The 12,562-nt window shown below is 65.9% G+C and carries 15 protein-coding genes; 6 read left to right on the top strand and 9 right to left on the bottom strand.

The window, feature by feature from the left end; translation table 11 throughout:
• Window positions 1–48: 48 nt before the first annotated feature.
• The 4 genes from FY036_RS11025 (at window position 49) to FY036_RS11010 (ending at window position 3,657) form a co-directional block, all read left to right on the top strand.
• Window positions 49–1,224 carry a CaiB/BaiF CoA transferase family protein gene (locus FY036_RS11025; RefSeq protein ID WP_148914782.1) on the top strand — a complete coding sequence of 392 codons (1,176 nt, stop codon included), beginning with the start codon at window positions 49–51 and terminating at the stop codon, window positions 1,222–1,224.
• A complete protein-coding gene (locus tag FY036_RS11020; protein WP_148914781.1) occupies window positions 1,221–2,870 on the top strand; it encodes a thiamine pyrophosphate-binding protein in 1,650 nt (549 codons plus the stop codon). Before FY036_RS11025 ends, FY036_RS11020 begins: the two co-directional genes overlap by 4 nt.
• 200 nt (window positions 2,871–3,070) lie before the next feature.
• Window positions 3,071–3,352 carry a type II toxin-antitoxin system ParD family antitoxin gene (locus FY036_RS11015; RefSeq protein WP_148914780.1) on the top strand — a complete coding sequence of 94 codons (282 nt, stop codon included), beginning with the start codon at window positions 3,071–3,073 and terminating at the stop codon, window positions 3,350–3,352.
• Window positions 3,349–3,657 (top strand): type II toxin-antitoxin system RelE/ParE family toxin, encoded by a 309-nt coding sequence (locus tag FY036_RS11010; RefSeq protein WP_148914779.1) that lies wholly within the window; start codon window positions 3,349–3,351, stop codon window positions 3,655–3,657. The genes FY036_RS11015 and FY036_RS11010 overlap by 4 nt, the downstream gene beginning before the upstream one ends.
• A 7-nt stretch (window positions 3,658–3,664) precedes the next feature.
• Here FY036_RS11010 and paaE read toward each other — a convergent pair whose 3' ends face one another.
• From paaE to paaA, 5 genes are all read right to left on the bottom strand, one after another.
• On the bottom strand, window positions 3,665–4,744 hold the full coding sequence (gene paaE, locus FY036_RS11005; RefSeq protein ID WP_148914778.1) for a 1,2-phenylacetyl-CoA epoxidase subunit PaaE: 1,080 nt from the start codon (window positions 4,742–4,744) through the stop codon (window positions 3,665–3,667).
• A gap of 9 nt (window positions 4,745–4,753) precedes the next feature.
• Window positions 4,754–5,302 (bottom strand): 1,2-phenylacetyl-CoA epoxidase subunit PaaD, encoded by a 549-nt coding sequence (gene paaD / locus FY036_RS11000; protein ID WP_148914777.1) that lies wholly within the window; start codon window positions 5,300–5,302, stop codon window positions 4,754–4,756.
• 119 nt (window positions 5,303–5,421) lie between these two features.
• Entirely contained in the window at window positions 5,422–6,183 is a 762-nt protein-coding gene (gene paaC / locus FY036_RS10995) for a 1,2-phenylacetyl-CoA epoxidase subunit PaaC (protein ID WP_148914776.1), read from the bottom strand.
• A complete protein-coding gene (paaB, locus tag FY036_RS10990; RefSeq protein WP_148914775.1) occupies window positions 6,183–6,470 on the bottom strand; it encodes a 1,2-phenylacetyl-CoA epoxidase subunit PaaB in 288 nt (95 codons plus the stop codon). The genes paaC and paaB overlap by 1 nt, the downstream gene beginning before the upstream one ends.
• A gap of 11 nt (window positions 6,471–6,481) precedes the next feature.
• Window positions 6,482–7,477 carry a 1,2-phenylacetyl-CoA epoxidase subunit PaaA gene (paaA, locus tag FY036_RS10985; RefSeq protein WP_148914774.1) on the bottom strand — a complete coding sequence of 332 codons (996 nt, stop codon included), beginning with the start codon at window positions 7,475–7,477 and terminating at the stop codon, window positions 6,482–6,484.
• Between the two features lie 104 nt (window positions 7,478–7,581).
• Between paaA and FY036_RS10980 the strand changes: the two genes are divergently transcribed.
• On the top strand, window positions 7,582–8,001 hold the full coding sequence (locus tag FY036_RS10980; protein ID WP_148914773.1) for a PaaI family thioesterase: 420 nt from the start codon (window positions 7,582–7,584) through the stop codon (window positions 7,999–8,001).
• On the opposite strand, the gene FY036_RS10975 is transcribed toward FY036_RS10980, so the two are convergent.
• From FY036_RS10975 to paaI, 4 genes are read right to left on the bottom strand one after another with little or no spacing between them, the layout of a single operon-like run.
• Window positions 7,998–8,876 carry a PaaX family transcriptional regulator gene (locus tag FY036_RS10975; protein WP_235897634.1) on the bottom strand — a complete coding sequence of 293 codons (879 nt, stop codon included), beginning with the start codon at window positions 8,874–8,876 and terminating at the stop codon, window positions 7,998–8,000. The two genes, FY036_RS10980 and FY036_RS10975, sit on opposite strands and share 4 nt — an antisense overlap.
• 22 nt (window positions 8,877–8,898) lie before the next feature.
• The gene (locus FY036_RS10970; RefSeq protein WP_148914772.1) at window positions 8,899–9,498 is read right to left on the bottom strand and encodes a TetR/AcrR family transcriptional regulator; all 600 of its coding nucleotides are present in this window, start codon (window positions 9,496–9,498) and stop codon (window positions 8,899–8,901) included.
• On the bottom strand, window positions 9,498–10,808 hold the full coding sequence (gene paaK, locus FY036_RS10965; protein ID WP_148914771.1) for a phenylacetate--CoA ligase PaaK: 1,311 nt from the start codon (window positions 10,806–10,808) through the stop codon (window positions 9,498–9,500). The genes FY036_RS10970 and paaK overlap by 1 nt, the downstream gene beginning before the upstream one ends.
• Entirely contained in the window at window positions 10,805–11,242 is a 438-nt protein-coding gene (gene paaI, locus FY036_RS10960; RefSeq protein ID WP_201744743.1) for a hydroxyphenylacetyl-CoA thioesterase PaaI, read from the bottom strand. The genes paaK and paaI overlap by 4 nt, the downstream gene beginning before the upstream one ends.
• Window positions 11,243–11,328: 86 nt before the next feature.
• Here paaI and FY036_RS10955 point away from each other — a divergent pair, with 86 nt between their 5' ends.
• Window positions 11,329–12,558 (top strand): cytochrome P450, encoded by a 1,230-nt coding sequence (locus FY036_RS10955; protein WP_148914770.1) that lies wholly within the window; start codon window positions 11,329–11,331, stop codon window positions 12,556–12,558.
• Window positions 12,559–12,562 lie beyond the last annotated feature (4 nt).

Below are 12,562 nucleotides of genomic sequence, written 5' to 3'. Positions count from 1 at the left end.
GTGGCTCCATCTGATAGGCACCACCTGTAGACAATGGAGCCTTCCGCCATGGCCGAACCGCCGCTCAAAGGCATACGCGTCATCGAGCTCGCCCGCATTCTGGCCGGGCCGTGGGCGGGGCAGTTGCTGGCCGATCTGGGCGCGGACGTCATCAAGGTCGAGAACCCCGACGGCGGTGACGATACCCGCAAATGGGGCCCGCCCTTCATTAAGAGCCATGACGGCGAGAACCTTTCGGCCGCCTACTATCACTCGACCAACCGCGGCAAGCGCTCCATCGCGGTCGATTTTTCCACGCCCGAAGGCGCCGGCGCGATCCGCAGGCTCGCGGCCACCGCCGACGTGCTGATCGAGAATTTCAAGCTCGGCGGCTTGCAGAAATACGGCCTCGACTATGAAAGCCTGAAGGCGATCAACCCACGCCTCGTCTACTGTTCCATCACCGGCTTCGGACAGGACGGCCCCTATGCCCCTCGTGCCGGTTACGACTTCATCATCCAGGGCATCGGCGGGCTGATGTCGATCACGGGAGAACCGGGGCGCGAGCCGCAGAAGGTGGGCGTGGCCGTCTCCGACATCTTCACCGGGCTCTATTCCGTCATCGCCATACAGGCGGCTCTGCGCCACGCCGAGGCAACGGGCGAAGGCCAGCACATCGACATGGCCCTGCTCGACACGCAGGTTTCCATCCTCGGCAACCAAAACCTCAACTATCTCGTATCGGGCAAGGCGCCCGTGCAGATGGGCAACGCCCACATGAACATCGCGCCCTACGAGGTGCTGCCGGTAAAGGACGGGTTCTTCATCCTGGCCGTCGGCAATGACGGCCAGTTCCAGCGCTTCTGCAAGGTGGTCGGGCTCGGCCATCTGGCCACCGACCCCGACTTTGCGACCAACCCTGCCCGCGTGACCAACCGTGTCCGCCTGCGCGAAACGCTCGTCGCGACGCTGGCCGATTGGGAACGCGAAAAGCTGCTGCCGCTGCTCGATGCCGCCGCCGTGCCTGCGAGCCCAATCAATGACATCGCGCAGATGTTCGCAGACCCGCAGGTCGTCGCGCGCGGCATGCGCATGGACCTCGACGACGGCATGGGCAACACGCTTCCCTCGGTGCGCGCGCCGATGGTCATGGGCGGCACGCCGCTACAATACGAGCGCCCCTCGCCCCGGCTGGGGCAGCACACCGAAGAGATACTGGCGGAATTGGAGAAGGCAGGTCGATGAGAACAGGCGGACAACTGGTGGTCGACGCGCTCGAAGCCAACGGCGTCAAGCGCATCTACTCGGTCCCGGGCGAAAGCTATCTGGCCGTGCTCGACGCGCTGCACGATTCGGGCATCGAGAACATCGTCTGCCGGCAGGAAGGCGGGGCCGCCATGATGGCCGATTGCGAAGGCAGGCTTACCGGCAAGCCCGGCATCTGCTTCGTCACACGCGGCCCCGGTGCCACCAATGCGTCCGCAGGCGTCCACATTGCCGCGCAGGATTCCAACCCGATGATCCTCTTTATCGGCCAGGTCGCGCGCGGCATCAAGGAGCGCGAGGCGTTCCAGGAGGTCGACTACAAGGCCTTCTACGGCTCCATCGCCAAATGGGTGGTCGAGATCGACGACGCCGCCCGCGTGCCCGAGCTCGTCACCCGCGCGTTCGCGGTCGCCACCTCCGGCCGCCCCGGCCCGGTCGTCGTCGCCCTGCCCGAAGACATGCTCACCGACGAGGTCGAGGCTCCGCAGCCGCGCCCCTTCACGCCTGTCGAAACCCGCCCAGGCCAGCCGGAAATGGACTGGCTCGTCGAACTTCTCAACGGTGCGGAACGACCGTTCCTCGTTCTCGGCGGCACGCGGTGGACGGAGGAGGCCGTCAAGCAGGTCTGCGCCGGCATCAGCCGCTGGAAGCTGCCGGTGGGCTGCTCCTTCCGCCGCCAGACGCTGTGCGACCAGCTGCACGAATGCTACGCGGGCGACATCGGCATCGGCGCCAACCCGAAGCTGTCGCAATACATCAAGGACAGCGATCTCGTGATCCTCGTCGGCTGCCGCTTCGGCGAGATGCCGTCGGCCGACTACACCCTGCTCAAGAGCCCCTACCCCGACCAGAAGCTGGTCCATATCTTCCCTGATCCCGAAGAGCTCGGCCGCGTCTACCGGCCGGACCTCGCCATCAACGCCTCCAACACCGCCTTTGCCGAAGCCTTCTCGCAAACCGCGCCCGATGCGACGCCCGCTTGGGCGAACCGCACGGAAGAGCTGCACCAGAGCTATCTTCAGTGGTCCACCCCGCCGCAGGACGGCCCCGGCGACGTCAAGATGGGCAGGGTGATGGCGTGGCTGGAGGAAAACCTGCCCGAAGACGTCATCGTCGCCAACGGCGCGGGCAATTTCGCTACGTGGATGCACCGCTTCCACCGCTATCGCCGCTTCAACGGGCAGGCCGCGCCCACCTCGGGCTCCATGGGCTACGGCGTTCCCGCCGGCGTCGCAGCCAAAGGCATCTTCCCGGATCGCGAGGTTGTCATCTGGGCGGGCGACGGCGATTTCATGATGCACGGGCAGGAGTTCGCGACCGCCGTGCAGTACGACCGTCCGGTGATCGTGGTTATCCTCAACAACGGCATCTACGGCACCATCCGCATGCATCAGGAGCGCGACTATCCCGGCCGCGTGTCCGGCACCACGCTGAAGAACCCCGACTTCGCCGCCTACGCCCGCGCCTTCGGCGGTCACGGCGAGACGGTCGCGACGACGGACGAGTTTGCCCCCGCCTTCGAGCGCGCCCGCGCCAGCGGCAAGCCGTCCATCATCGAAATCAAGCTCGACCCCGAGGCGATCACGCCCACCCGCACGCTCACGCAGATACGCGAAGGAAAGTAGCAACCATATCTGTGCGGCATCGTTGACCCCATGCTTCGGGCCGCGTCAACCGGGCGCGGCGGTACGGCGAACGAAGGGATTTTCCCGGTTTCTTCCTTCGGCCAACGAAACGGCAGACGAGCGCCTGTCCCGCCCGGCCCGAAGCCTTTCAGGCGACCTCGGATTGTGGTATGAATCCTTCATACTGGAAGGATGTCGCCATGAACAAGATCGATCGCCGCACCGTCAGCCTGCCGGTCGAACAGGCCGACTATATCGACCGCCTCGTCGCCTCGGGCGAATACGGCTCGGCCAGCGAAGTCGTACGCGCCGGCATACGGGCGCTCCAGAAGCATGACGAGGTCATCGAGCACTGGCTGCAAACGGAAGTGGCCGAGACGTATGACCGGATGCGGAATGATCCCGCCCGGGGCATCCCGCTTCAGACCGTCGCTGAAAAATTCCGCAAAAAGGCTATCGAGCGCCGCAAAGGTGGCGATTGAAACGCCGCGCCATCATCATCTCACCGGAAGCCGATGCTGATCTCGTCGGCATAGAAGAATGGCTTGTTGAAGCCGCTTCAATTGACATTGCCGAGCAGTTTATAGCCCGCATTTTCGCCTTTTGCGAAGCACTGGATATCGCCTCGCAGCGAGGTCACGGGCGTGATGACATTCGACCAGGCCTGCGCATCGTCGGGTTCGAGCGTCGGCTGACGATCGCCTTCGCGGTTCATGACGAGCGCGTCGAGATCCTGCGCATCTTCCGCGCCGGCCGCGACTGGGAAGCCGATCTCTCCGACGATTGACGCCCCCCTACGCCGCGTCGAAATCCAGCACCAGCTTCTTCGAGGTCGGGCGTGTTTGGCAGGCCAGCGTGAACCCCGCCTCGATCTCCCATGGCTGCAGCGAATAGTTCACCGCCATCTCGGCTTCCCCCTCCGCCACGCGGCAGCGGCAGGTGCAGCACATGCCGCCCGCGCATGAATAGGGGATTTCCAGTCCCGCGCGGTGCGCGGCGTCCAGCACCGTGGCATCGGCCTCGCCCATCGGGAACGCTCGGCGCACGCCGTCCAGCACCACCTCGATCTGCACGCCCGCTTCCGCTGCCTGCTGCGCCTCGGCAGATCGCGGCCGCGGCTTGGGCGCGTCGCCGGATGGCGTGAACCGCTCGAACCGTATGCGGTCTTCTTCCACGCCCAGCGTCCTCAGCGATGCCGAAACGTCGTCGATCATCTCGCCCGGTCCGCACAGGAAGACGCCGTCGGCACCCGCCAGGTCGATCAGGCCGCGCCGCGACAGTTCGCCGATCCGCGGGCCGTCGATGCGCCCGTTGAGCAGTTCCACGTCCTGCGCCTCGCGCGACAGCATATGGATCAGCGAGAACCGTCGCATATAGCGGTCCTTCAGGTCCTCCAGTTCCTCGCGGAACATGATCGTGTCGGTCGAGCGGTTGCCGTAGACCAGCGTGATCGTGCTGTCCGCCTCGTGCCCCAGCACCGTCTTGGCGATCGACAGCATCGGCGTGATGCCGGAACCGGCCGCGACCAGCACATAGTCGTGCCGCTCGCCCGTCAGCGAGGTAAAGCGCCCTTCCGGCGGCATCACGCGGATCGTGTCGCCCACCGATAGGGTCTCGTTGACGAAGCTGGAAAACCGCCCGTCCGCCACCCGCTTCACGCCGACGCGCAGCGTCTCGTCGCCCGGCGCAGAGCATATCGAATAGGAGCGCCGCGCCTCCTGCCCGTCGATATCGGCGGCAAGCGTCAGATACTGCCCCGGCCGGAAGGCGAAGGCGTCCTTCAACCCGTCGGGTATCTCGAACGCCACCGCGACCGCTTCGGGCGTCTGGCGCTCGATCGAGGCGACTTTCAGTTCATGGAAACGGGCTGCCATCTCGGTCGCCTATATGCACTTGAAATAATCGAACGGCTCGCGACACGCCGTGCAGCGGTAGAGCGCCTTGCACGCGGTAGAGCCGAACTCGGAAACCCGCTCCGTTTCGCTGGAGCCGCATTGCGGGCAATCGACCTGCGTTTCACCGAACAGCGCGCGGATCGAGTTGGACGATTGCGCAGGCGGCGCGATGCCGTATTCGAGCAGCTTCTCGCGACCCTCCGGCGTGATCCAGTCTGTCGTCCAGGCGGGCGAGATGACCCGCTCGACCCGTGCCTCGAAGCCGGCATCCCGCAACGCCACCTCCACGGCAAGCTCGATCGCCAGCACCGCCGGGCAACCCGAATAGGTCGGCGTCACCTTGGCCACCGCCACGCCGTCGATGATCTCGACCGAGCGCAATATGCCCAGATCGGCCACCGTCACGCACGGCACTTCCGGGTCCGGCACGGCGGCCGCGGCGTCCCACGCTCCACCGCGCGAGGTCTCCCCCGTCCGTTCTGCCGACGTGACAACACCCCCACCCCTTACCCCTCCCCTCAAGGGGGAGGGAGACATATGCGTCGCGCCTGACATTGCAACAATTGTCCCAGGCGTGAACTTTTCAGAATCCCCCTCCCCCTTGAGGGGAGGGGTAAGGGGTGGGGGTGCTGCCTCGCGCTGACCCGAAGATGCCCTCACCACACCGCTCCCGGATAGGTCCGCTGCATATGTTGCAGGTCGGCCAGCAGATAGCCCATCGCCTCGCCATGGCGTCCCTGCCGCCCGCCCGTCTGCGGCCATGCAGCCGCCGGCATCTCCAGCATCGCTTCGGCAAACACGCGCGAGACTGTCGCCTCGAACGCTCCCCGCAGGCTCGCCGGGCTCGGCGCGACCCCCTCCTGCGCCACCGCTTCGCTCACCGCATCCGTCTCGAACAATTCGTCCACATACGGCGCCAGCGCCTCGACGGCCGCCTGCATACGCGCGGCACTTTCCTCCGTGCCGTCGCCCAGCCTTATCACCCACTCGCCGCAATGGCGGATGTGATAGGCCACTTCCTTCACCGCCTTGGCCGCGATGCCGGCAACCGTCTCGTCCGAAGAGGCCGCCGCCTTCTCCCAGAACGCGTGCATGAAGGCCGCGAAATAGAACTGGCGCAGCATGGTGTGCGCGAAATCGCCATTCGGCCGCTCCACCATCAGGCAGTTGAGATATTTGCGCTCGCGCCGCAGATAGGCGAGGTCGTCCTCGCTCCGCCCCCTGCCCTCCACTTCGCCGGCATACTGGAACAGCGCCCGCGCCTGCCCGATCAGGTCGAGCGCGATGTTGGGCATGGCAAGGTCTTCCTCCAGCATCGGCGCATGGCCGCACCATTCCGAAAGCCGGTGGCCGAGGATCAGATGGTCGTCCGCCAGCCGCAGCAGGAGGGTGACGAGGTGCTCGCGCGCAACGCTCATCACATATGCCCCACATCGTCGGGGATTTTGTAGAAGGTCGGGTGGCGATAGACCTTCGAAAGCGCCGGCTCGAAATTCTCGTCCTTGTGTTCGGGGTCCGACGCCACGATCGCCGCCGAAGGCACTACCCAGATCGACACGCCCTCGCCCCGCCTTGTGTAGACGTCGCGCGCCGCGTTCAGCGCCATAACCTCGTCTGCCGCATGCACGGAGCCGCAATGCTTGTGCGACAGCCCGTTGCGCGGGCGGATGAAGACTTCCCACAAGGGTATTTCGTTCTTCGCCATCGTCGTCTCCCCTATTCCGCCGCCATCTTCGCCGCCTCGCGGCGCGCCTTGCGCTTTTCCGCGTGAGCCAACGCTGCCTCGCGCACCCATGCGCCCTCGTCCCAGGCCTTCTGGCGCGCTTCCAGCCGCTCCTTGTTCATCGGTCCGCCGCCCTTCACCACGCGCCAGAATTCGTCCCAGTCGATCGGCCCGAAATCGTAATGGCCGCGCTCCTCGTTCCACTTCAGCTCGGGGTCGGGCAGCGTCAGCCCGATGAACTCGGCCTGTGGCACGGTCGAGTCCACGAATTGCTGGCGCAACTCGTCATTGGTGAAGCGTTTGATCTTCCACCGCATCGACTGGTCGCCGTGCTGGCTGTCGCTGTCGTGCGGGCCGAACATCATCAGCGACGGCCACCACCAGCGGTTCAGCGCATCCTGCGCCAGTTCCTTCTGCTCCGGCGTGCCGTTCGCCAGCGTCATCATGATCTCGTAGCCCTGGCGCTGGTGGAAGCTTTCTTCCTTGCACACCCGGATCATCGCGCGCGCATAAGGCCCGTAGGAGCAGCGGCACAGCGGAATCTGGTTCATGATCGCCGCACCGTCCACCAGCCAGCCGATCGCCCCGATATCGGCCCATGTCAGCGTCGGATAGTTGAAGATGGAGGAGTATTTCGCCTTGCCCGCAAGCAGTTCCTCGGTCATCTGCTCCCGGCTGACGCCCAGCGTCTCGGCGGCCGAATAGAGGTAGAGCCCGTGGCCGCCCTCGTCCTGCACCTTGGCCAGCAGCGCCGCCTTGCGCCGCAGCGAGGGCGCGCGCGTGATCCAGTTGCCCTCGGGCAGCATGCCGACGATCTCGGAGTGCGCATGCTGGCCGATCTGCCGGATCAAGGTGCGGCGATAGCCTTCCGGCATCGGGTCGTTGGGCTCGATCTTTTCCTCGGCGTCGATCCGGCGCTGAAAGGCGGCGAGAAACGCCTCGTCCTCGGTCGTCTCGGTCTTCGCCCCGATGAGGCCCTGGCTGTACATGGCTGTTCCTCCGTGATCGGATGGTATCATATCCGAAGCTGAGCTAATATGTAACGAAAATCATCGCATATTTCAACAATTCGTAACACGTTGAGGGGAAAGCCATGCCACAATCGGCAATCGAGGTCGCGCAAAAGGCGCTCGACACGGTGTTCGCGCCTTGGATCGTAGATCTCGGGCTAAGGCCGGTCAGCTTCGACGAGACGGGCGGAAACTTCCTCCTGCCCGAGAACGCCCGGCTCGTGCATGTCGGCGGCGTGGTCTGCGGGCAGGCCACGGCATCTGCCGCCGACACGGCCTGCGTCGTCACGCTGGCCGCGCTCAACGGCCGCTTCCGCATATGCACGACGGTCGACCTGACGACGCATTTCGTCCGCCCGCTCAAGCCCGGCGACATCGATGTCCGCGTGGAAGTGCTGTCAAACGGCAAGCGCATGGCCTACGCCCGCGTCGAGATGCGCGCTAAAGGCGACCACCGCGTCGCCGTCACCGCCACATCAGCCTTCGCCTATCTGGAGGATTAGGCCCACCGCGCGGCAAACCGCCCAGGATCGCGTGGCGCAGGCAACTCCGCGCTGTCCAGCCAGCGTTCGCTCGGCGCGCGCAACGCCGCATAGATGCCGCGCGCGATCGCCCGCGCTTCCTCGGCAGGCCAGTCCGGCGGCAGCAACCGCGCAGGCAGGCCGGGGTCGCGCAGCACGATGCGCCGCCAGTCGTGGACCAACAGGGTCCGTGCGGCAATGGCATCCAGCGGAACCAGCGACGCGCCGCCTTCCAGCGCGTCGAGCAGCAGACGAAACCTCTCGATGAACGCGCGATACGCCTCCGCAATCTCCTGCGAGGGCCATAGCGCGCGAAAATTGTCGGGATGCTCCGCGCTTTCGCCATGCACCACCAGCATTCCCGCCAGCTCCCCCGACGCATCGGGTGCATCCGCCGTCTCCGGCCGCAGGAACACGCCGCCATTGATGCGCACGAAACCCAGATCGGCAAGGTCGCCGCCCGCCCCGTTTGCGCCCGGCGGGGCGATGGCCACCGTCCACTTTCCGTCCCACGCCGGCGGGCCCGCGGCATAGATGCGGCGCGTTGCGAGGTCGAAGGCGTGGCGGCCGTGCTCGTCGAGGCTAAAGAACGAGTTGCGGCCCTGCCGCTCGCGCGTCACCCACTGGTCGCCCGCCAACCGCGACATCGCAGTGCGCAGCGCGCCGGGCTCCACCCGCAGCCGCGCCATGATCACCTGCAACGTGGAAAGCGCCACGCGCCCCCCGCGCGGCACGATGGCGTCGCCGAAGACGGTAACCACCAGCGACCAGACGCGTAGCCGCCCGCGCTCGTGCAGGCGGTCGATCAGGCTTTCGATAACTGCTGCGGCATCCTTCATCGCCGCATCAGATGCCATGGCGCACGAGCCGCTGGCAAGCTCAGCGCGGCAGGCCCCTCACCCCGCCGACCAGCAATCGCGTCGCGAGCCGCGCATAGTCGCTCCGGCTTACCACTCCGCCGTCGCGGAACCACATATAGGCCCAGTTGACCATGCCGAAGAGGCTCATCGTCACAGGCTTGAGCAGCGGCTTGCCGTCGAACGCTTCGGGGTCCAGCGCCCGCACCGCGTCCGCCACGATGGCGACCATCCGCCGTTCCAGCGCCTTCAGACGCTCCTGCTCGGCATCGGGCAGCAGGTGCAGCGCGTCCACCTGCACCTTGTGCTCGGCGTCGGCGTCGCGATACGCCTCCAGCAGCGCAGCCACCAGCGCCTCAAGCCGCTGCTCCGGCGGCAGCGCGGCGTCGTCGGCCTCTTCCAGCGCTTCAACCAGCGCGCTCAAGTGATTCTGCAGTATGTCGAAAAGCAGCGCCTCCTTCGAGGCGTGGTAGTGATAGAGCAGCGCCTTCGACACGCCGCACTCGGCAGCCAGCCGCGCCATCGAGGCCCGGTCGTACCCGTCGCGCGCAAACGCGCTCGCCGCGCGATGCAGGATAGCCTCGCGCTTTTCGTCATGATCCTTGGCGCGGCTGCGAGCCATCAGGTCTTTGGCCGGTTGTCGACGATGCGTACGGCCTTGCCCTGGCTGCGCGCCACCTGCTCCGGCTCCATCACGTCCACCCGCACCGACACGCCCACCACATCCTTGATCCGCAGCACCAGGTCCGCCGCGCACGCCTTGCGCGCGTCGGCCGCCGAATGCGTGGTCATCGCCTCGACATGCACCACCATCTCGTCCATGCGCCCTTCGCGCAGAAGCTCGATCTGGAAATGCGGGCTGAGCCCCGCCACCTTCAGGATCTGCTCCTCGATCTGCGTCGGAAACACGTTGACCCCGCGCAGGATCATCATGTCGTCGGAACGCCCGGTGATCTTTTCCATCCGCCGCATGGTGCGCGCGGTCCCCGGCAGCAGCCGTGTGAGGTCGCGCGTGCGGTAGCGGATGATCGGGAATGCCTCCTTGGTCAGCGAGGTGAACACCAGTTCGCCCTTCTCGCCATCCGGCAGCACTTCACCCGTCTGCGGGTCGATCACCTCGGGGTAGAAATGGTCTTCCCAGATGTGCAGCCCGTCCTTCGTCTCGACGCATTCGTTGGCCACGCCCGGCCCCATCACCTCCGACAGGCCGTAAATGTCCACCGCGTGCATGTCGAACGCATCCTCGATCTCCGCGCGCATCGCGTTCGTCCACGGCTCGGCACCGAAGATGCCCACCTGCAACGGGCTCTTTCGGGGGTCCAGCCCTTGCGCGCGATATTCGTCGAGGATCGAAAGCATGTAGGACGGTGTCACCATGATGGTGCTCGCGCCGAAATCCTCGATCAGCGTCACCTGGCGCTGTGTCATCCCGCCCGAGACCGGCACCACCGTGCAGCCCAGCCGCTCCGCGCCGTAATGTGCGCCGAGCCCGCCTGTGAACAGCCCGTAGCCATAGGCGATGTGCACGATGTCGCCCGGCCGCGTGCCCGAAGCCCGCATCGAGCGCGCCACGCACTGCGCCCATACGTCGATGTCGTTCTTAGTGTAGCCCACCACGGTCGGCTTGCCCGTCGTGCCCGACGAAGCGTGCACCCGCGCCACCTTCTCGCGCGGCACGGCAAACATGCCGAACGGATAGTTCTCGCGCAGGTCCGACTTCACCGTGAACGGGAACCGCGACAAATCCGACAGCTGCTTCAAATCGTCGGGATGCACCCCGGCAGCCTCGAAGCTTCTGTGATAATGCGGCACGTTTTCGCAGGCATGCTTCAGCGACCATTTCAGCCGATGAAGCTGCAACGCCGCGATTTCGTCGCGCGAGGAAATCTCGATCGGGTCGAGGTCTTCCTTTCTCGGCGTCAGATCCTTCATGTCTCCTCCTCGAAATGCTTGCCGTCGATCACCCGCGAAGCGCCGCGAAACGTGGCGACCACCTTGCCCTCACCATTGGTCACCGTCACGTCATACACGCCGGAGCGCCCCGCCCGCGTCAGTTCCTTCGCCTCCGCGGTCAGGCGCTCGCCCAGCTTTCCCGGCCGCAGGAAGCTGATCGTGTTGTGCTGCGCCACCGCCAGCTGGTTGTAGGAGTTGCAGGCAAACGCGAACGCGCTGTCGGCGAGCGTGAAGATGTAGCCGCCGTGGCAGATGTCGTGCCCGTTGGTGTGGTGCTTCTCGACGGTGAACGAAGTGGTCGCCGTGCCCGGCCCCACCGCGTCCAGGCTCATGCCCAGCCATTTCGACGCGTCGTCGCGCGCCCACATGGCGTCAGCGCTTCTGCGCGCGATTTCCTCGGCCGTCAGCGACATGCGATCCTCCCTTCGCAACCCGCTCTGAGACTTGCATAAACCGACCGGCCGGTCAATAATACTCGCTCAGCGCTGAGGAGGAGCATATGGCGCAGGACACGAAAACGGCGCATGCCGTGATTGCGGATGCATTCGACATCGCGGCACTCCCGACGGGCTTCGCGGAAGACCCGTTCCCCACATACGCCGCGCTGCTCGAACACGCGCCCGTCAAGCGCTTCGCCGACGGCTCGATCATGCTGTCGCGCTATTCAGACCTCGACCGCGTCTATCGCGACACCAGGGCGTTCTCCTCCGACAAGAAGGTCGAGTTCCTGCCCAAGTTCGGCGACACGCCGCTCTACGAGCACCACACCACCAGCCTCGTCTTCAACGATCCGCCGCTGCACACCCGCGTGCGCAAGATCATGATGGGCGCGCTCACGCCCCGCGCCATCGCCGCGATGGAGCCCGGCCTGATCGCGCTGGTCGACGGTTTGCTCGACCGCATGGCCGACAAAGGTGACGTCGATCTGATCGAGGATTTCGCGTCCGCCATTCCCGTCGAGGTGATCGGCAATTTGTTCGTCATGCCGCACGAGGAACGCGGCCCGCTGCGCGACTGGTCGCTCGCGATCCTCGGCGCACTCGAACCGACGCTCACGCCGGAGCAGCACGAGCGCGGCAACCGCGCGGTCACGGAGTTCAAGGCCTATCTCGCCGACCTCGCCGCGCGCCGCAGAGCCAGGCCAGGCGATCCGGCGACCGACGTGCTGACACGCCTCATCGCCGGCAACGAGGGCGAGCAGCTTTCCGACATAGAGCTTCTTCAGAACTGCATTTTCATCCTCAATGCCGGCCACGAGACAACGACGAATCTCATCGGCAATGCGCTCCACGAGCTGCTGCAATGGCCCGACCAGAAGCAGCGTCTGCTGGACGATCCGGCCCTCATCGACACGGCCGTGGACGAGTTCCTGCGCTTCCAGTCGCCCAACCAGCTCGGCAACCGCATGACGGTCGAGCCGGTCGAATTCCACGGGCATGAGATCGCGCCCGGCACGCGCATCCACCTCGCCATCGGCGCGGCCAACCGCGACCCGCGCCAGTATGACGAACCCGACCGGCTCGACATCGCCCGCAAACCCAACCGCCACCTCGCCTTCGCGCAGGGCCCGCATCTGTGCGCCGGCTTCTCGCTCGCGCGCATGGAGGGCCGCATCGCCATCCAGCGTTTCCTCGCCCGCTTCCCGCAATACGCCCCGTCCGGCTCACCCCGCCGCACCGGCCGCGTAAGATTTCGCGGGTTCTCGCACCTGCCCGCGCGCGTGAACTGAAAGG

Origin of the sequence: Neoaquamicrobium microcysteis (genome assembly GCF_008180155.1) — a bacterium.
Taxonomy (GTDB): Bacteria; Pseudomonadota; Alphaproteobacteria; order Rhizobiales; family Rhizobiaceae; genus Aerobium; species Aerobium microcysteis.
Note: the sequence above shows the minus strand (reverse complement) of the source record. Positions and strands in the feature narration are given on the sequence as shown.